The sequence below is a fragment of the Ruminococcus sp. AM26-12LB genome (assembly GCF_003480785.1).
Lineage (GTDB): Bacteria > Bacillota > Clostridia > Lachnospirales > Lachnospiraceae > Blautia_A > Blautia_A fusiformis.
In genome coordinates this window covers 57,850-77,933 of sequence record NZ_QUJX01000015.1, presented here as the reverse complement: position 1 = coordinate 77,933, position 20,084 = coordinate 57,850, and the positions used below count along the sequence as shown (strand labels likewise).

The 20,084-nt window shown below is 48.6% G+C and carries 17 protein-coding genes; 15 read left to right on the top strand and 2 right to left on the bottom strand.

Annotated features, from left to right (window positions below):
* The first annotated feature begins 17 nt into the window (after positions 1-17).
* Genes cobD through DW694_RS12295 form a run of 3 tightly spaced genes read left to right on the top strand, consistent with a single transcriptional unit; the run spans position 18 to position 3,219 of the window.
* A complete protein-coding gene (gene cobD, locus DW694_RS12305) occupies positions 18-1,070 on the top strand; it encodes a threonine-phosphate decarboxylase CobD (protein ID WP_015524815.1) in 1,053 nt (350 codons plus the stop codon).
* Positions 1,055-2,575: a cobyric acid synthase gene (locus DW694_RS12300; RefSeq protein WP_021650563.1), complete on the top strand. Its 1,521-nt coding sequence runs from the start codon at positions 1,055-1,057 to the stop codon at positions 2,573-2,575. The genes cobD and DW694_RS12300 overlap by 16 nt, the downstream gene beginning before the upstream one ends.
* Positions 2,576-2,577: 2 nt before the next feature.
* Positions 2,578-3,219, top strand: a complete 642-nt coding sequence (locus DW694_RS12295) for a precorrin-8X methylmutase (protein WP_015524817.1) — start codon at positions 2,578-2,580, stop codon at positions 3,217-3,219.
* Here DW694_RS12295 and DW694_RS12290 read toward each other — a convergent pair.
* The gene (locus DW694_RS12290) at positions 3,216-4,532 is read right to left on the bottom strand and encodes a PLP-dependent aminotransferase family protein (protein ID WP_118753090.1); all 1,317 of its coding nucleotides are present in this window, start codon (positions 4,530-4,532) and stop codon (positions 3,216-3,218) included. The two genes, DW694_RS12295 and DW694_RS12290, sit on opposite strands and share 4 nt — an antisense overlap.
* 92 nt (positions 4,533-4,624) lie before the next feature.
* Here DW694_RS12290 and DW694_RS12285 point away from each other — a divergent pair, with 92 nt between their 5' ends.
* Positions 4,625-5,491 (top strand): pyridoxamine kinase, encoded by an 867-nt coding sequence (locus DW694_RS12285; protein WP_015524819.1) that lies wholly within the window; start codon positions 4,625-4,627, stop codon positions 5,489-5,491.
* 30 nt (positions 5,492-5,521) lie between these two features.
* Here DW694_RS12285 and DW694_RS12280 read toward each other — a convergent pair whose 3' ends face one another.
* Positions 5,522-7,438: an ABC-F family ATP-binding cassette domain-containing protein gene (locus DW694_RS12280; protein WP_118753089.1), complete on the bottom strand. Its 1,917-nt coding sequence runs from the start codon at positions 7,436-7,438 to the stop codon at positions 5,522-5,524.
* Positions 7,439-7,652: 214 nt separating this feature from the next.
* On the opposite strand from DW694_RS12280, the gene DW694_RS12275 reads away from it, so the two are divergent.
* From DW694_RS12275 to rlmH, 11 genes are all read left to right on the top strand, one after another.
* Positions 7,653-8,300, top strand: a complete 648-nt coding sequence (locus tag DW694_RS12275; protein WP_021650558.1) for a redox-sensing transcriptional repressor Rex — start codon at positions 7,653-7,655, stop codon at positions 8,298-8,300.
* 61 nt (positions 8,301-8,361) lie between these two features.
* Positions 8,362-9,879, top strand: a complete 1,518-nt coding sequence (locus DW694_RS12270) for an NAD(P)H-hydrate dehydratase (RefSeq protein WP_114002417.1) — start codon at positions 8,362-8,364, stop codon at positions 9,877-9,879.
* The gene (alr, locus tag DW694_RS12265; RefSeq protein WP_110102265.1) at positions 9,876-11,045 is read left to right on the top strand and encodes an alanine racemase; all 1,170 of its coding nucleotides are present in this window, start codon (positions 9,876-9,878) and stop codon (positions 11,043-11,045) included. The genes DW694_RS12270 and alr overlap by 4 nt, the downstream gene beginning before the upstream one ends.
* A 156-nt stretch (positions 11,046-11,201) precedes the next feature.
* Positions 11,202-11,549 (top strand): type II toxin-antitoxin system PemK/MazF family toxin, encoded by a 348-nt coding sequence (locus DW694_RS12260; RefSeq protein WP_021650556.1) that lies wholly within the window; start codon positions 11,202-11,204, stop codon positions 11,547-11,549.
* Positions 11,550-11,702: 153 nt separating this feature from the next.
* A complete protein-coding gene (locus tag DW694_RS12255) occupies positions 11,703-12,446 on the top strand; it encodes a YebC/PmpR family DNA-binding transcriptional regulator (protein ID WP_015524823.1) in 744 nt (247 codons plus the stop codon).
* 68 nt (positions 12,447-12,514) lie between these two features.
* The gene (locus DW694_RS12250) at positions 12,515-13,228 is read left to right on the top strand and encodes an ATP-dependent Clp protease proteolytic subunit (protein ID WP_022426789.1); all 714 of its coding nucleotides are present in this window, start codon (positions 12,515-12,517) and stop codon (positions 13,226-13,228) included.
* A 165-nt stretch (positions 13,229-13,393) separates the two neighbouring features.
* Positions 13,394-14,281, top strand: coding sequence for a sulfide/dihydroorotate dehydrogenase-like FAD/NAD-binding protein (locus DW694_RS12245; protein WP_015524825.1), 888 nt, complete (start codon positions 13,394-13,396; stop codon positions 14,279-14,281).
* On the top strand, positions 14,281-15,675 hold the full coding sequence (gene gltA / locus DW694_RS12240; RefSeq protein ID WP_021650554.1) for an NADPH-dependent glutamate synthase: 1,395 nt from the start codon (positions 14,281-14,283) through the stop codon (positions 15,673-15,675). The genes DW694_RS12245 and gltA overlap by 1 nt, the downstream gene beginning before the upstream one ends.
* A 179-nt stretch (positions 15,676-15,854) precedes the next feature.
* The gene (locus DW694_RS12235) at positions 15,855-16,730 is read left to right on the top strand and encodes an undecaprenyl-diphosphate phosphatase (RefSeq protein ID WP_015524826.1); all 876 of its coding nucleotides are present in this window, start codon (positions 15,855-15,857) and stop codon (positions 16,728-16,730) included.
* Positions 16,731-16,753: 23 nt separating this feature from the next.
* The gene (locus DW694_RS12230; protein ID WP_021650553.1) at positions 16,754-19,501 is read left to right on the top strand and encodes a DNA translocase FtsK; all 2,748 of its coding nucleotides are present in this window, start codon (positions 16,754-16,756) and stop codon (positions 19,499-19,501) included.
* Complete coding sequence (gene rlmH, locus DW694_RS12225) at positions 19,498-19,977, top strand: 23S rRNA (pseudouridine(1915)-N(3))-methyltransferase RlmH (RefSeq protein ID WP_021650552.1); 480 nt, start codon at positions 19,498-19,500, stop codon at positions 19,975-19,977. The genes DW694_RS12230 and rlmH overlap by 4 nt, the downstream gene beginning before the upstream one ends.
* Positions 19,978-20,084 lie beyond the last annotated feature (107 nt).

Genomic DNA, 20,084 nt, shown 5'->3' with positions numbered 1-20,084 from the left:
AGACAGGAGAATGACCAATGACAAAACACATACATGGAGGAGACGTATATAAACATAAAGACTGCCTGGATTTTTCGGCAAATCTGAATCCTTTGGGAACACCGGAAAGTGTGAAGCAGGCCATTATCCACAGTCTGGATCATATTGCACAGTATCCCCAGGTGGGATGCGGCGTTCTCAGGGAAAGGATCGCAGAATCGGAAGGGGTAAAAGCGGAAGAGGTAATATGCGGTAACGGAGCGGCAGAAGTGATCTTTACGCTTTGTCATGCAGTAAAGCCAAAGCGGGCTCTGATCCCGGCGCCTACTTTTGCGGAATACGGACAGGCTCTGGCCAGCACTGGCTGTGAGCTGGAATATTACATGCTGACGGAAAATGACGGTTTTGTGCTCAGTGAAGCATATCTGGATATCCTCCATAAGGGACTGGATATGGCTTTCTTATGTAACCCCAACAATCCTACCGGCATGCTGATCCCCCATAGGCTTCTGAAAAGGATCCTGGAAAAATGCAGAAAGCTGGATATCCTGCTGGTGGTAGATGAATGTTTCCTTGATTTTGTAAAGGAACCGGAAGAGTATTCTCTGAAGCATTCTCTTTCCGGGTTCAATAATCTTTTTATCCTGAAGGCATTTACAAAAAGATATGCCATGGCCGGTGTGCGGCTGGGCTATGGCCTCTGTTCTGACAGAAAGCTGATGGAAAGGATGGAGCTCTGCGTTCAGCCATGGAATGTTTCCACCATGGCCCAGGCAGCCGGGCTCCAGGCACTTACAGAGACGGAATATGTAGAGGAGGGAAGACAGCTTGTTTTTCGGGAGGCACAGTGGCTGAAGGATGAGCTGGTCCGCATTGGGTATAAAGTATTTCCGTCGGAAGCAAATTATATTTTCTTTAAAGGACCGGAGGAGCTCTTTGACTTCTGTCTGCGCAAGCGGATCCTGATCCGTGACTGCAGCAATTATCCGGGTCTTACAAAGGGGTATTACCGGATCGCGGTAAAGCGCCATGAAGAAAATGTAAAACTGATCGAAGTACTTGAGGGAGGTATATTATGGCAAAAGCAATAATGGTACAGGGCACCATGTCCAATGCCGGAAAAAGCCTGCTGGCTGCGGGACTTTGCAGGATCTTTAAGCAGGATGGATATCGTGTGGCTCCTTTTAAATCACAAAATATGGCACTGAATTCCTTTATCACAGAGGATGGTCTTGAGATGGGACGGGCTCAGGTCATGCAGGCAGAGGCAGCCGGGATCCGGCCGTCTGTCCTGATGAATCCGATTCTTCTGAAGCCTACCAATGATGTAGGCTCCCAGGTGATCGTAAACGGAGAGGTTCTTGGAACCATGAGTGCCAGGGATTATTTCAAATATAAGAAGACCCTGGTCCCGGATGTGATGAAGGCGTACAACGCTCTTGCAGCGGAAAACGATATCATTGTCATCGAAGGTGCGGGAAGTCCTGCCGAGATCAATCTCAAGGATGAGGATATTGTAAATATGGGTATGGCAAAGATGGCCAAGGCACCGGTCCTTCTTGTGGGAGATATTGACCGTGGAGGTGTTTTTGCACAGCTGATCGGTACGGTGGAGCTTCTGGAGGACGATGAGAAGGCTATGGTAAAGGGGCTGATCATCAACAAATTCCGCGGAGATAAGACTATTCTGGACCCTGGTGTTGTCATGCTTGAGGAAAGAAGCGGGATCCCGGTGGTGGGTGTGGCGCCTTATCTGGATATCCAGGTGGAGGATGAGGACAGCCTGACGGAGCGTTTTGACCGGAAGCAGGAAGCCGGTGTCATTGATATCGCAGTGGTCCGTACACCAAGGATCTCCAACTTTACGGATTTTAATCCTTTTGAGAGCATTCCCGGAGTTTCTCTCCGCTATGTAAAACACCCGAGAGATCTTCACTCTCCGGACATGATCATCCTTCCTGGAACCAAGAACACCATGGGTGATCTGATCTGGATGCGGGAAAGCGGAATGGAGGCAGCGGTTCTTAAGGAAGCCTCCAGAGGCAAGCTGATCTTTGGTGTCTGCGGCGGCTATCAGATGCTGGGCGAGACCTTAAGCGATCCTCATGGCGTTGAAAATGGCGGTTCCATGAAAGGAATGGGACTTCTTCCTATGGAAACGGTATTTGCCGAAAAGAAAACCAGGACCAGGGTGCAGGGGCATTTCGGTCAGCTGTCCGGTGTGTTTGCTCCTCTTTCCGGTGCGGAGATCGAGGGCTACGAGATCCATATGGGCGAAAGTATCCTGAAGGACAATGCAGGAACAGCCACGAAGATCACAGACAGCGTCAGCGGTAAGAAAAAAGAAGAGGGTGCTTTTGCGGGAAATGTGTGCGGAACCTATATTCACGGCGTTTTCGATAAGGAAGCATCTGCAGAGGCGATCATCCGCGTGATCGGCGAGAAAAAAGGTATTGATGTGGAAAATATGACAGGCGTGGATTTTGCGGCATTTAAGGAACAGCAGTATGATATCCTGGCTGCAGAGCTGCGGAAGCATCTGGATATGAAAAAAATCTATGAGATACTGGAAAACGGGATTACGGAGGAAGAATAGAAATGAAAGTTGAGCTTGAAAATGTAAAACCCATGGAGATCGAAAAAAGAAGCTTTGAGATCATCACAGAAGAGCTGGGGGATACTCCCCTGATCCCGGGAACAGAGCTGATCGTAAAACGCTGCATCCACACAAGCGCAGATTTTGATTATGCAAAAAATCTCTGCTTCTCGGAGGGGGCAGTGGAGATGGCCATGGACGCCATCCGCAACGGTGCCTGTATCGTCACAGATACCCAGATGGCAAAGGCTGGGATCAACAAGCGTGCACTTGCCCGCTACGGCGGTGAGGCTTATTGCTTCATGTCCGATGAGGATGTGGCTGCCCTTGCAAAAAAGAACGGGACTACCAGAGCCACAGCCAGCATGGACAAGGCAGCAGAGATGGATAAAAAGCTGATCTTTGCCATTGGAAACGCACCTACCGCACTGGTACGTCTTTATGAGCTTATTGAGAACGGAAAGCTTTCTCCTGAGCTGATCATCGGTGTGCCGGTAGGCTTTGTGAATGTTGTGCAGTCCAAGGAGCTGATCATGCACGCAGATGTGCCTTATATTGTGGCAAAAGGACGCAAGGGTGGAAGCAACATCGCTGCGTGCATTGTAAATGCCCTGCTCTACATGATCGATAACCGGAGAGATTAGGAGCCGGTAACCTCCTTCAGAAGCTGACAGGCAGGCAGAAAATCCTTGGATGGAATGGAGGAGCAGGAGAGGACCAGGGTGACCTCGGCTCCGTTTTCTCTGAGAACCTCCAGTCCCAGACCACGGTTCCGGGCTCTGTCTGTCAGTTCACTGCCTGTGAGAGAACAGGGAAGAGTAAGGGCAAGGCTGGTTCCTGCGGCTCCTGTTTGGATCTGGCAGTCCTGGCCGAAGGTCTCCCGGACAGCCTGGGAAAGGGCCTTCAGTTTCTGGGAATAAAGGCGGCGGAGCTTTCTTGTCTGGGAAGCCAGATGCCCGTCGCGGATAAACTGGCAGAGCGCAATCTGTTCTGCCTTGGAAGCAGTCTGATTATAAAAGGCTGCTTTTTTTGTATATTTTTCCCGGAGAGAGCGCGGCAGTACCATGAAGCTGACACGGATGGAGGGCAGCAGCAGCCTGGAAAAGGAACCGATATAGACAACGTTTTCACCACCTGCAAGACCGAAAAGTGAAGGCGTCGGCTTCTGAAAATAAACAAATTCGTTTTCGAAATCATCCTCAATGATCAGATGGTCATCGATCTCCGCATGACGGATCAGCTCCAGGCGTCGTTTTACCGGCATGATCTCGCCCCATTTCGTCATGTGAGCAGGAGAAACATAGATCACATCGCAGCTTTTGTCCCGGTAATGGACATCAAAGCCGTAATCCTGAAAGATGGTGCTGCATGCGGTGAAGGCCGGTGTGGGGAACGAAACGGTTTTCCGTTCATGGATCAGAGGGCAGAGGATCTGGAGAAGGGGCTGGAGACCGGCCCCTACTACAATGTCATCCGGGGAGCAGATCACATTTCTGCGTTCCCGGATATAGTCTGCGAGAACCTCCCGGAAATCGCTTTCGCCCTGGGGTTCGCCATAAGAAAGCATACGGTCGCCCTGGCGGAGGGCACTTTTGATGTAACGCTGCCACAGATCAAAACGGAAGCTTTCCCGGTCAACACCGGAAGAGGCAAAATCATAAAGGCAGGGCGTGATGTCCTTATCCTGTTTTTCGGGGGTAAGCAGATGCTGCTTGGAAGCAATGCCGGTGACATAATAGCCGCTCTGTGCTCTGGCGATGATATAGCCGTCTGCTGCCAGCAGAAGATAGGCATTTTCGATGGTGGTACGGCTCAGCTTCAGCTCCTGGGCGCATTTGCGGAGGGAGGGCATTTTGCTTCCGGGAAGGAGACGGCCTTCCAGGATCAGCTTCCGGTAATAGTGATAAACCTCCAGATAAAGGTGTTCTTTTTTGTGTTCTGCAGATATATTTAACATAAGTATGATGATTTCCTTCCAAAAATGATTGCGTAAACCTGACAGTTCATTCTATAATATTACAGAAAAAAACTCAAGACTGGAGAATTACCATGAAAAAAATAGCAGTGATCAATGATCTTTCCGGGCTGGGGAAATGTTCACTGACAGCAGCGATCCCGGTGATCTCGGTGATGGGAGTCCAGGCGTGTCCACTTCCCACCGCTGTTTTAAGCAACCAGACCGGTTATGAAAGTTATTTCTGTGAGGATTTCACAGAGCATATGGAACCATATATGGAGCAGTGGAAAAAAAGAGGATTTTTCCCGGATGGGATCTATACAGGATTTCTTTCTGATGATAAGCAGGCAGACAGGATCCTGAAATTTATGGACGCGTTTGCAGGAAAGGATACTCTGATCCTTACAGATCCGGTGATGGGGGATGACGGCGCGGTTTATCCGATCTATACAGAAGAGCTCCGCAGCCGGTTCTGCGAACTGACACGCCGTTCCTATGTGATCACACCGAACCTTACGGAAGCCCTCCTTCTTCTCTACGGAAAAGAAAAAATGGAGGAGATCTGGAAGGAACTGCAAAAGGCATCAGAGGCCCGGCGGATGGAAGAGATCCGGGAGATCGGGTGCGGACTTGCCCGGAAATTTTCACTTCCTGCCGTTGTGATCACCGGAGTGGATCACAGGGAGGAGGGGCAGCCTCTGAAAATGGGGAATCTTGTCCTGGAAAACGGAAACAGCTCCTGGGTATTTGCAGAGAAATCCGGCGGAAGCTATTCCGGGACAGGAGATCTTTTTGCATCCGTGCTCAGTGCAGGGCTGGTAAAAAGATATTCCATGAAAACCTGTGCAGAGCTGGCCGTGGACTTTATCTCGGCATCGATCCGGGATGCGGTGGAGGAAGGAACAGACCGTAACGATGGTGTATGCTTTGAACAGCATCTCGGCATGCTGCTTCCATAAAAACATAAGGGGATAAAAAAGAGCTGACCGTCAGGCCAGCTCTTCCCATTTTTCATAAAGCTCTTCCAGTTCTTCAGCGATGGCTGCTTTTTCGCGGCTCAGCTTTGTACATTCCGCTACATTGGTGCAGACATCCGGAAGGACCATGGTTTCGTCGATCTCGCTGTCTCTTGTTTCCAGCTCTTCGATACGGGCTTCGACTTTTTTCAGCTCGGCTTCCCGTTTTCGTTTCTTTGCCTGTTCTTCCTTCATCTGCTGCCAGGAAAGCTTGTTCTCGGAAACCGTTTTTTCTTCGGCAGGTGCCTCCGGAGAAGTGCTTCCCGGTGCATAGGTACTGGTCAGCTCCTCCTTCTTTTCCAGATAGTAATCATAATCACCGATGTAATTTACCACTGCCTGGTTTGTCAGCTCCATGATCCTGGTCGCAGTCTGATTGATAAAGTAACGGTCATGGGATACATAAAGGACTGTACCAGTGTAGCTGACCAGTGCTTCCTCCAGGATCTCCTTGGAGGCAATATCCAGATGGTTGGTAGGCTCGTCAAGGATCAGGAAGTTGGCTTCGGAAAGCATCAGCTTTGCAAGGGAAACACGGCCTCTTTCTCCACCGGAAAGTGCGGAGATCTCCTTGAAAACATCATCTCCGGTAAAGAGAAATGCGGCAAGCATATTTCGGATCTCGGTCTCTGTGAGAGTCGGATAAGTATCGGAGATCTCCTGGAAAATCGTCTTGTCCATATGCAGAACATGATGTTCCTGGTCGTAATAACCGATCTGCACCTTGGAACCAAGGGAAAATTTGCCGGCATCTGCCTCAATAAGACCGTTGATGATCTTCAGCATGGTGGTCTTTCCGGTTCCGTTGTTTCCGATCAGTGCCACACGCTCGCCGCGTTTGATATCAAAGGAGATATCGGAGAACAGGGTCTGTCCCGGAAAGGCCTTGGAAAGCGCTTCCACGTGGAGCACATCGTTTCCGCTTAACACCCGTGGTTCCAGCGAGATACGCATCCGGTCCTGGAGCTCAAGAGGCTTTTCAATCCTCTGTACACGGTCCAGCATTTTTTCACGGCTTTCCGCACGCTTGATGGATTTTTCACGGTTAAAGGATTTCAGCTTGGCGATAACGGCTTCCTGATGCTTGATATCCCGCTGCTGATTTAAGTATGCCTTGTACTGTGCGTCACGAAGCTGAGCCTTCTTGAGAGCATAGGCAGAATAGTTGCCGCTGTATACGCGGGTCTGTCCGGCTTCAATCTCAATGACCTTGGTGACCACCTTATCCAGAAAATAACGGTCATGGGAGACGATAAAAACAGCTCCCGGATAATTCAGAAGATAAGTTTCCAGCCAGGAGATGCTTTCCATATCCAGGTGATTGGTTGGCTCATCCAGAAGCAGGATATCCGGCTTGGAAAGAAGCATCTTGCCCAGCGCCACGCGGGTTTTCTGACCGCCGGAAAGAGTTTCGATCTGCTTGTCATAATCTTCCTCTGTGAAGCCGAGACCCTTTAAGACACCGGTCAGCTCACTTTTGTAAGCGTATCCGTTCTCCAGCTCAAACTGATGGGTCAGGCGGGTATAGGTTTCCATCAGACGGTTCAGCTCATCACCGGTCACCGTGTTCATTTCCTGTTCCATATTGCGGATACGGCGTTCCATATCGATGATGTGCTGCTTTGTGGTAAGAAGCTCCTCGTAGATGGTATGATGTCCGTGGATATCCTGGTACTGGGCAAGATAGCCGATATTTTTATCCCGGGCAAGCACCACGGTACCGGAATCAGCAGAAAGCTCCTGCATGATGATCCGCAGCAGTGTGGTCTTTCCTGCACCGTTGCAGCCGATCAGAGCAGCCTTTTCACGGTCTTCAATGTGAAAGGATGCATCATTTAAAATTACTTTTTCGCCAAAGGCCTTGCATATATTCTGACATGATAAAATCATAAAAACTGTCCTCCTGTATAAAGAATCACCCCTGTTTATGCCTGAACAGGGAAAAATCCTCCACCTATTATAACGGAAACTGCCGGGATTTCAAAGAAAAAATCAATTATTAGAAAAATTATAAAGAAATTTGTACAGAATAGACAACTTTAATTGACAGGAAAATGTCAATTCGTTATAATTAACCTAGTGTAAGGTAAGGAGGAAAACTATCGTGGAGACAAAACAAATCTCGAAAGCGGTGATTAAGCGTCTGCCACGCTATTACCGCTACTTAGGAGAGCTGATGGAAGACAATGTAGAACGTATTTCTTCCAATGAGTTAAGTAAGAAGATGCATACCACAGCTTCTCAGATCCGTCAGGATCTTAATAATTTCGGCGGTTTTGGGCAGCAGGGGTATGGCTATAATGTACATTATCTTTATACAGAGATTGGTAAGATCCTGGGACTGGATACCGTTCATCCGATGATCATTCTGGGTGCTGGTAATCTGGGACAGGCACTTGCCAATTATGTGGATTTTGAGAAGCGTGGCTTCAGGCTGGTTGGTATCTTTGACGTAAATCCTGTGCTTGAGGGCATCGCAGTCCGTGGACTTGAGATCCAGATGCTCAGTGAGCTTCCGTTTTTCCTGAGAGAGAATAACGTGGAGATCGCGATTCTGACACTTCCCAAGAATAAAGCCAAGGAAATGGCAGATATCCTGGTGGAGAACGGGATCAAGGCAATCTGGAATTTTGCACATCTCGATCTTGAGACACCGGATGATGTGATCGTAGAGAACGTTCATCTTTCCGAGAGTCTGATGACACTGTCTTATAATCTCAGTAAATACAGGCAGGAACATGTGGATAAGTAAGAATTGTTAAGCTGCCGGAAACGGCAGCTTTCTCTATGACAGAGGGGAGGCAGAAGACAGAATGAAGAAGCTTGTTACCTGCAAAGAAATGAAGGATCTGGACTCCACAACGATCCGTGAGATCGGAGTTCCCTCCGAGGTTCTGATGGAGCGGGCGGCACTGAAGGTGGTAGAGGAAACAGAAAAGTATCTCCAGAAGGACGAAAGGATCCTGGTAGTCTGCGGAAGCGGAAACAATGGCGGTGACGGTATCGCTGTTGCCAGATTGTTCCATCTGAAGGGGATCCGGGTAGAGTTTTATATGGTCGGAAACAAAGATAAAATGACCAGAGAGACAGCTCTTCAGTATAAGATCGCTTCCGGTTATCGTGTCCCGGAGGTGAATAACCCGCAGTGGAGTGAATATACTACTATAGTAGATGCCGTGTTTGGGGTAGGCCTGACGCGTCCGATCGAGGGGCATTATGCTGATATCATCCATGAGATGAACAGTGCGAGGGCCAAAAAGATCGCAGTTGACATCCCGTCAGGAGTGAACGGAGATACTGGCCTGGAAATGGGAATTGCCTTCAGCGCCGATCTGACTGTCACATTTGCCTACCGGAAAAGAGGTCTTTGCTTTTATCCGGGAAGACTGTATGCAGGAAGGATCGTTACCGCCGATATCGGGATCTATGAGCAGGAAGCTGTGACTGCATCTGCCGCCTGTCTGGAAAATAAAGATCTGAAGCTGTTTCCGGAACGTGATCCCGGCGGAAACAAGGGTACCTTCGGAAAAGTGCTCTTTGTGACCGGAAGTGAGGGAATGTGCGGAGCCGCTTATTTAAGCGCCAGTGCAGCACTTCGTGCCGGTGCGGGAATGGTAAAGATCCAGACTGTGGAAGCCAACAGGATCCCACTGCAGATACTCCTTCCGGAGGCTATGGTCTGCAGCCGCTTTGATCAGGAATCCAATGAACAGCTTCTATCCTGGTGTGATGTGATCGTGATCGGACCGGGACTTGGAACATCAGTGGCTAGCCGTGAGAGAGAACAGTGGTTTCTCACGGCGGCTGCCCGGGAGAAAAAGCCGCTGATCCTGGATGCGGACGGCCTGAACCTTCTGGCTGCACATCCACAGTGGTATCAGTATCTGGGAGAGCATGTAGTCCTGACACCGCATATCGGAGAAATGAGCCGGCTCAGTGGCAGAACGATCCAGGAGATCCAGCATGAGATCGCAGATACTGCACTGAAATGTGCTGCGGAAACAGGCTCTGTGTGCGTATTGAAGGATGCATGTACGGTGATCGCAGATGAAAAAGGCCAGATGTATCTGAATCTTTCCGGTAATTCCGGAATGGCAACTGCAGGAAGCGGAGATGTGCTTTCCGGGATCCTGGCAGCAGTGTTATGTATGTATCTGAAAACGGAGGAACAGCCTCCCATGGTTTTAAAGGCCGCGTTAGGTGTTTATCTTCACGGACTTTGCGGTGATCTTGCAGCCGCTGAAAAAGGAAAGCGCAGTATGCTGGCAGGAGATATCATAGAATATCTGCCCAAGGCATTAGCTATAGGTGAAGAGGAGTCGGGATTATGAAAAAATACGAGAGAGTAAAAGCACTGGTATCACTGGATGCCATTGCCCACAATTTTGAGGAAATGCATAAAAATGTCAAAGAAGGGACAAAGATCATCGCTGTGATCAAGGCAGACGGTTATGGTCATGGTGCCAGAGCTATTGCCCGTCTGATCCAGGACTATGACTATATCTGGGGATTTGCAACAGCTACTGCAGAGGAGGCACTGGAGCTTCGGCATGCAGGGATCACCAAGCCTGTCCTGATTCTTGGCCTTGTATTTGAGGAATATTATGAAGAGCTTGCAGCCAATGATATCCGGATCACCATATCGGATCTTAATACAGCAGCAGAATATGCAAAAGCAGGTGCACGCATTGGAAAAAATGTACATATTCATCTGGCTCTGGATACGGGAATGACAAGGATCGGATATGCGGATATTCCGGAAAATGCGATAAAGATCGAAAAAATCTCAAAAATCCCGAATCTGGTGATCGAGGGAATGTTTACCCATTTTGCCAGGGCGGATGAGACCGACCGTTCTCCTGCACTGGTGCAGCTGGACCGTTATCTCCGTTTTGCAGAGCTTCTGGAAAAAAGAGGTGTTCATATTCCGGTACGTCACTGCTCCAACAGTGCAGGTATCATCCGTGTTCCGGAAGCAAATCTCAATGTCGTTCGTGCCGGTATCACCATTTACGGTATTTATCCGTCAGAGGAGGTAGAACGTGATATTGTGAAGCTGACACCTGCAATGGAGCTGAAAAGTCATGTATCCTATGTGAAAAATGTGGAACGTGGAACAGCGGTAAGCTATGGAGGAACGTTTGTTACAGAACGCTTTACCAGAATGGCAACGATCCCCGTAGGTTATGCAGATGGCTATCCGAGACAGCTTTCCAATAAGGGCTGGGTCCTGATCCGGGGCAAAAAAGCTCCGATCCTCGGACGGGTCTGCATGGATCAGTTTATGGTTGATGTCACAGATATCCCGGAGGTGAAGGCCGGGGACGAGGTCACCCTGATGGGAAGAGATGGAGAGGAATTTATCAGTGTGGAGACACTGGGAGATCTTTCCGGAAGATTTTCTTATGAATTTGTCTGTGGGATCAGTAAACGTGTTCCGCGGGTTTATATCAAAGACGGTAAGGAATGCGGAGAAGAGGAGAGCTTTTTCCAGTAGATCCGTAAATACCCGGATCCGGAAAACGCCGGGTCAGACATAAGGCCGGTAAAAAAGTACCACGCATGGTATACACAAAGAAATTGTGGAAATACTTATCTGTAAAAAGGAATACGGCTTGCAAATAAGCCGGACCAGAATCGGAGTGTGAATTGTGTGGTTATAAAAAGAGGGGATATTTTTTACGCGGACTTAAGACCTGTAGTGGGCAGTGAACAGGGCGGCATCCGTCCGGTGCTGATCATCCAGAACGATGTGGGCAACCGTCACAGCCCTACAGTGATCTGTGCGGCAATTACATCAAAAATGAATAAGGCAAAGCTGCCGACACATATTGAGATCGATGCATCCGCCTACGGGATCGAAAAGGATTCCGTGATCCTTCTGGAACAGCTCCGCACCATCGACAAGCGGCGTCTGAAGGATAAGGTGTGTCATCTGGACAGTGCTATGCTTGATAAGGTGAATCATGCGCTTGAGATCAGTCTGGAATTGACTTTTTAGGGGAACATGAGGAATTTTGACCGGTTTGTTTTCTGATTCTTGACGAAATCTTTCATAAGTGCTATATTAAACCGAGTTGCAATTATGTAAAACGGTACCCAAAATGAGCAGGGCACGAAAGAAAATATACGGTAACAAGGAGAGGAAGATACCATGTCAGGACATTCAAAATTTGCCAACATCAAACATAAGAAAGAGAAAAATGATGCCAAGAAGGGTAAGATCTTCACAGTCATCGGCCGTGAGATCGTTATGGCAGTAAAGGCCGGCGGCCCGGATCCTGCAAACAACAGCAAGCTTCGTGATGTCATCGCAAAAGCAAAAGCAAACAACATGCCGAACGATACGATCGATCGTGGAATCAAGAAGGCAGCAGGTGCGGATTCTGCAGACAGCTACGAGAAGGCTGTATATGAGGGATATGGCCCGAACGGTGTTGCTATTATCGTAGAGACTCTTACAGATAACAAGAACCGTACTGCAGGTAATGTACGTAACGCGTTTACCAAGGGTAACGGAAGCATCGGAACACAGGGATGCGTATCCTTTATGTTCGACCAGAAGGGCCAGATCATCATCGACAAGGAAGAGCTTGAGGATGAGTGCGGCGAGATGGATGCGGACGAGCTGATGATGACAGCTCTGGATGCAGGTGCTGAGGACTTCAACGAGGAAGAGGACAGCTTTGAGATCATCACAGCACCGGACGATTTCAGTGCTGTACGTGAGGCTCTTGAGAAAGCCGGAATCCCGCTTGTAGAAGCACAGATCGCCATGATCCCGCAGACCTATGTGGAGCTGACGGATGATCAGGCTATCAAAGATCTTCACAGAACACTGGATCTTCTTGATGATGACGACGACGTTACTGACGTATGGACAAACTGGGATGAATGATCTCTGAATAGAAAGTAATATTTTGCATATAATACCTCCAGAATTTCAGATTCCGGAGGTATTTTTTTATGGAAAAACAGAGCGAAGAGGGAAAACAGAAGGAACTGGACCGGGAAGCGAGCCAGAACGAACAGATCCGGGAAACAGGGCAGGCAGTGCTCGATGGAAATTCCCGGAAGCATAAAGTGGAACTTCTGACGGTGATCGGGGAAATCGAAGGTCATGAATCCGCGCCGTCTCACAGCAAAACAACCAAGTATGAGCATGTACTGCCAAAGCTGGCTCTCATTGAGGACGATGAGGAGATCGAGGGACTTCTGATCCTTTTAAATACGGTAGGAGGAGATGTGGAGGCAGGGCTTGCTATTGCGGAGATGATCGCGTCTCTGAGTATCCCTACGGTTTCCCTGGTGCTGGGCGGGGGACATTCCATAGGTGTACCCATGGCGGTATCAGCAGATTATTCCTTTATCGTGCCAAGTGCTACCATGGTGGTCCATCCGGTACGCCAGAACGGAATGTTCATCGGTGTAGCGCAGTCCTACCGCAATATGGAAAAGATCCAGGACCGGATCATTGCCTTTGTATCCGGACATTCACATATCACGGCAGAACGGATGGAGGAGCTGATGCTGGATACCTCCCAGCTTGTAAAAGATGTGGGGACTATGCTGGAGGGTGAGGAAGCGGTAAAGGAAGGACTCATCGATGAAGTAGGAGGGATCCGGGAGGCACTGGACCGATTGTATACCCTTATCGAAAGGAAAAAAACACAGAAATAACCAGTTTTGTATGTGGCTTTTGATGATACTAGTTGTATAAGACTAACATGGTTGCGCTGTGCTGTGGTAAAGAATTTTGACAGAAATTGTAAATCTACTCTTGTCATATGCTGATTTTTAGCGTATTATTAATAAAGGTTTATAATTTGCGCGAGGAGGAAGACCATGTATAAGGTTTTAAAAGCTGAAACGCTGGCAGCTAAGATCCATCTTATGGTTGTGCATGCACCACGTGTGGCAAGCCACTGTCTGCCAGGACAATTTATCATTGTGAAACTTGACGAAAAGGGAGAAAGGATCCCTCTTACCATCTGCGATTACGATCGCGAGGCCGGTACAGTTACCATCGTATTCCAGGAGATCGGAGCATCTACCATTAAGATGTCCGCACTGAAGGCGGGAGATTCATTCCGTGATTTCGTAGGACCTCTGGGATGTCCGTCTGAGTTCGTCCATGAGGATATCGAAGAACTTAAGAAGAAAAAAATGGTATTCGTAGCCGGTGGTGTCGGTACCGCACCTGTTTATCCGCAGGTTAAATGGCTCCATGAGCACGGCATCACAGCGGATGTTATCCTTGGTTCCAAGACTAAGGATATGGTTATCCTTGAGAAAGAGCTTGGCGCTGTTTCCAATCTTTATGTTACAACAGATGACGGTTCCTATGGCCGTTCCGGTATGGTAACAAAGACTCTTGAGGATCTTGTGACAAACGAGGGCAAGCATTATGACGTCTGTGTAGCGATCGGACCGATGATCATGATGAAATTTGTCTGTCTTCTTACCAAGAAGCTTGGTATCCACACAATTGTCAGCATGAACCCGATCATGGTTGACGGAACCGGTATGTGCGGCGCTTGTCGTCTCCAGGTCGGTGATGAGATCAAATTTGCCTGCGTAGACGGACCGGAGTTCGACGGACATCTCGTTGATTTCGATCAGGCTATGAAGAGAAGCCAGATGTATAAGACCCAGGAGGGCCGTGCATTACTGAAGCTTCAGGAAGGCGATACCCACCACGGTGGATGCGGACATTGCGGAGGTGACAACTAATGGCAGATGCAAAAATGTTAAAAAAAGTTCCTGTAAGAGAGCAGGATCCGAAGGTACGTGCGACAAACTTCGAGGAAGTATGTCTTGGATATAATCAGGAAGAAGCAATGGAAGAGGCACAGAGATGTCTTGGCTGTAAGAAACCGAAATGTGTAGAGGGATGTCCGGTATCCATCAATATTCCGGGATTTATCGAGCACATCAAAGAAGGCAACATGGAAGAGGCTTACAAGGTGATCGGTTTATCTTCCGCACTTCCGGCTATCTGTGGTCGTGTATGTCCGCAGGAATCCCAGTGTGAGGGACAGTGTATCCGCGGTAAGAAGGGCGAGGCTGTTTCTATCGGTAAGCTGGAGAGATTTGTTGCAGACTATGCTCTGGAGCATGATATCAAACCTGCAGGAGCAGAGGTTAAGAACGGACATAAGGTTGCAGTGATCGGTTCCGGTCCATCCGGACTTACCTGTGCAGGTGACCTTGCAAAGGCAGGATACGATGTAACTGTATTCGAGGCTCTTCATGAGCTTGGCGGTGTTCTTGTTTACGGTATTCCGGAGTTCCGTCTTCCGAAGCAGAAGGTTGTTAAGAAAGAGATCGAGAAGGTCAAAGAGCTTGGCGTTAAATTCGAGACAAACGTTGTCATCGGTAAATCCACTACCATCGATCAGCTGATCGAGGATGAGGGATTTGAGGCTGTATTCATCGGTTCCGGTGCAGGACTTCCGATGTTCATGGGGATCCCGGGTGAGAATGCAAGCGGTGTATTCTCTGCAAACGAGTACCTGACAAGAAGCAACCTCATGAAAGCATTCGATGATTCCTATGATACACCGATCGCAGCAGGCAAAAAGGTTGCAGTTGTCGGCGGTGGTAACGTTGCCATGGATGCTGCAAGAACAGCGCTGAGACTTGGCGCTGAGGTACATATCGTATACAGAAGAAGTGAGGCAGAGCTTCCTGCACGAGCAGAGGAAGTTCATCACGCTAAGGAAGAGGGCATCATCTTTGATCTTCTTACAAATCCGAAGGAGATCCTCGTTGATGAGAACGGCCACGTAAACGGTATGAAGGTTGTCAAGATGGAGCTTGGTGAGCCGGATGCATCCGGAAGAAGACGTCCGGTAGAGATTCCTGGTTCCGAGTATGATATGGATGTAGATACTGTCATCATGTCTCTTGGTACTTCACCGAACCCGCTGATCTCTTCCACAACCAAGGGCCTTGACATCAATAAGAGAAGATGTATCGTTGCCGAGGAAGAAACCGGTAAGACATCCAAGGACGGCGTATATGCCGGTGGTGATGCCGTTACAGGTGCAGCTACCGTAATCCTTGCCATGGGTGCAGGTAAAGCTGGTGCAAAAGGTATCGACGAATATCTGAAAAATAAATAAGCAGAAAGTCTGTTTATAAACAGATCCTCCGACTGTGTTTTCTGATGCAGCCGGAGGATTTTTTTTCTTGCAGATCAAAAAAGAACATTTGTTTGAAACTTTTGCCAAGTGAAGATTGTAAGTTTTACTCAGTTATGCTATAATGTGTTGGAAAAAATTTAAGAAAAGGAAATATCATTATGTCAGTGATACATGCGATTATATTGGGAATCATTCAGGGAATCACCGAATTTCTGCCGGTGAGCAGCTTCGGACATCTCTGTGGAGTGCAGGATCTTTTGGGCGGTACCAGAGGCTCCGGTGTGCTTTTTGAAGTGATGCTCCATCTGGGAACTATGATAGCTCTGATCCTTGTTTTTCTGAAGGACATCAAGAAGATCGGGATCGAGCTGATCGGAATGATACTGGATTTGATCGGAAATGCCAATATTTTTCTCTATAACCGTAGGACTGGGAAAGAGCTTACCTACGCAAAGATCATAAGCGGAACTTACCGGAAGCTTACTGCCCTGATCATGGTATCCACCATTCCTACAGTCCTGATTGGATATCAGTGCAAACGACTTGTTGTGCGAAGCGCATCCTCACACATGTTTTCCGGGATCGGAATCCTTCTTACAGGTGTGATCCTCCTTGTTGTGGACTACAGTAATGTCAATGGCAGCAAGGGAACAAAAGAAACCAGCTTCGGAGATGCTATGTGGATGGGTATCTGCCAGGGTCTTTCTGTGTTTCCGGGCCTTTCCAGGCTTGGACTTACCATGAGCGCAGGACTTTTCTGCGGCCTCGGACGGAAGTTTGCAGTGAAATATTCGCTGCTGATGAGCATTCCGGCTGTGGTGGGAGCTTTTTTTGTGGAGATGGGAGAGTTCACTTCTGTTCATATGACTGTTGGCCAGGGATTTACTTATGTTCTTGGAATGATCGTGGCCGGGATCACAGGCTATCTGGTGATCCGTTTTATGCTTAAGCTTTCGAATCAGGTCAGACTGCGTTATTTTGCATTTTATTCTTTTGCAGCCGGAATCCTTATTCTGGCAGCGAATTATATTTGATATCAACTGGGAGGAGTCTGACAATGGCAGCTTCAAAAACGACAAAAAAAAGAAAAAGAAAACCTGCGGCGAAGCAGCAGCCTGTCGGTAACCGCTTTCAGACAGAGATCCTGATCCTTGTGATGTTTGCGGCCTGCCTGATCCTGATGATCAGTGCATTTGGTATGGGAGGGATCGTAGGAAATGCCATCAGTGCCGTATGCTTTGGCATCATGGGACTTTGTGCATATATTTTCCCAATCCTGCTTTTTGCCGGAGTTACGTTCCTGATCGTGAACAATACCAACCGCCTTGCCTACAAAAAGGTACTGGCGGGCGTGGTATTTTTTGTGTTCCTCTGCGGCTTTCTTCAGCTGATCACAGAGGGCTATACGCCAAGTACCACGTTTTCGGATTATTATTCACTGAGTTCGGAATACCGTACCGGCGGTGGAGTATTCGGTGGTGCAGTATGTATTTCCACAGCATCCGCTTTTGGCGTTGTGGGCGGAACTGTGATCATCGTTCTGGTGCTTCTTGTGTCTCTCATCATCATAACACAGAGATCCTTCTTCGGATTTATGAATAAGATCCTGGACTTTTTTACAGATGCAGCAAGAGAGGGCAGAGAAGCTTATCTTGAGGGACAGCCGGACAGAGAAAAGCAGAAGGAGCTTCGCAGAAAGATCCGTGCGGAAAAAAGAGCGGAGAAGATCCGCCGGCTGGAAGAAGAACTGGAGGAAGAAGAACTTGCCCTTACAGAGAAAGATCCGGAAAATATCTCAAAAAAACAAAAGAAAAAAACAAGAAGATCGCAGAAAGAAAGACAGGCTGCGGTGAAGGCGAACCGGGAAGGAGAATTTAATCTTCCTTCTTTCCTTGATGAACAAAAGGCTGTACTTCCGGCAGATACAGATCTGACAGAAGAGGATCCAGGGCTTGATGAGAAACCGGAGGAGCATGCTCAGCCGCTGGAATTCCAGATCCACCGTTCACAGTCCCAGCCGGCCCGGGAAGAGTCGGAGGAGCCGGATTTCGAAAGAGAAATGCAGGAAGCCGAAGAGGAGGATGCTTATGCCGGCTATGAGGATGTAGATATTCCCGAGATGCAGCAGATCCTGCCGGCAAAGACAGCTGCAGCAGCAAAAGCTTCCCGGGAAACAGGAAAGGCAGCCGTTCCCGCTGAGATAAAGGAGGATCCTCAGCCGGAAGCTGAACAGAAGGCATCCCATCAGCCCTCCAGAAACCCGAAGTCATCTCAGACAGAGATCGAGCATGGGATCAGAAATATCCAGCATGAGATCAGCCAGGGGGAAGCTCCGGAGAAGAAACCATATCAGTATCCGCCGCTGAAGCTTCTGAAGCGCGGAGATGGCAGATCTCAGGGAGATTCCGATGCACATCTGCGCAAAACAGCGCAGAAGCTTCAGGAAACCCTGCATAATTTCGGCGTCAATGTAACCGTTACCAATGTGAGCTGCGGACCTACCGTTACCCGCTATGAGCTGCAGCCGGAAATGGGTGTGAAGGTCAGCAAGATCGTTGGTCTTTCCGATGATATCAAGCTGAATCTTGCTACACCGGATATCCGCATCGAAGCACCGATACCGGGAAAGGCAGCCGTGGGGATCGAGGTTCCGAACAAGGAGAATAGCCCGGTCATGCTGAGGGATCTTCTTCAGTCAGAGGAGTTTAAAAATGCGAAATCCAAGCTGTCCTTTGCAGCAGGTAAGGATATTGCCGGAAAACCGGTAGTGGCAGATATTGCCAAGATGCCGCATCTTCTTATCGCCGGAGCAACCGGCTCCGGAAAATCCGTCTGCATCAATACGCTGATCATTAGCATCCTTTATAAGGCTACACCGGATGAGGTGCGTCTGATCATGATCGATCCGAAGGTGGTGGAGCTCAGTGTATATAACGGGATCCCGCACCTGTTCATTCCGGTGGTCACAGATCCGAAGAAAGCGGCCGGTGCGCTGAACTGGGCTGTTTCCGAGATGACCAGCCGTTACAATGCCTTTGCGGAATATGGGGTACGTAATCTTGGAGAATATAACAAAAAGGTTGCCAATATGCGGGTCCCGGAGGGAGAAAAGGCACCTGAGAAGATGCCGCAGATCGTGATCATCGTGGACGAGCTTGCGGATCTTATGATGGTTGCGCCGGGAGAAGTTGAGGATGCGATCTGCCGTCTGGCCCAGCTGGCACGTGCAGCAGGTATCCATCTGATCATTGCTACCCAGAGGCCATCGGTCAATGTCATCACAGGTCTGATCAAGGCCAATATGCCGTCCAGGATCGCATTTTCCGTATCTTCCGGTGTGGATTCCAGGACGATCCTGGATATGAACGGTGCCGAGAAGCTTCTTGGCAAGGGCGATATGCTGTTTTATCCGCAGGGGTATCAGAAGCCGGCCAGACTGCAGGGTGCTTTTGTTTCCGATGAGGAGGTCAGTGCAGTCGTAGAATATGTTTCTGACAAAAATCAGGGTGCTGTTTATGATACCTCCATCGAGAAGCAGGTCAATACAGCCGGTGTCCCGGGAGGAGCCGGCGGCGGTGACAGAGATGTCTATTTTACAGAAGCCGGTAAATTTATCATTGAGAAGGAAAAGGCCTCCATCGGTATGCTCCAGCGTATGTTCAAGATCGGATTTAACCGTGCGGCAAGGATCATGGATCAGCTTTGTGACGCAGGAGTGGTAGGTCCGGAGGAAGGAACCAAGCCAAGGAAGGTTTTGATGTCAGCAGAAGAATTTGAGAATTATCTGGAGGAGAACGGCGGATGAAAATAAGTATCCTGACAGTAGGGAAGATCAAGGAAAAATATCTGCGGGATGCCATTGCGGAGTATTCCAAGCGCCTCGGGCGTTATTGCAAGCTGGAGATCATAGAAGTGTCCGACGAAAAAACACCGGATAATGCCAGCGAAACAGTAGAAGATGCCATTCGGAACAAGGAAGGGGAGCGTCTTCTTAAATATATCCGGGATGATGCGTTTGTGATTACTCTGGAGATCGGAGGCGAACAGCTGACCTCTGAGAACTTCGCACGGAAGATCAACGAGCTGGGAATACGTGGGACCAGCCATATCCAGTTTGTGATCGGCGGCTCTATCGGTCTTGGAAAAGAAGTACTGAAGAGATCAGACTATGCTTTAAGCTTTTCGAAGATGACATTTCCTCATCAGCTGATGCGTGTGATCCTTCTGGAACAGATCTACCGCAGCTATCGTATCATCAGCGGAGAGCCCTATCATAAATAATATCATACTACATATCTGCAAATATCTTGACAATTTTCGGATATGTAGTATGATAAAAAAAGAGTAGCACTCGAAGCTCAAGAGTGCTAATAATCACAGAAAGAAGG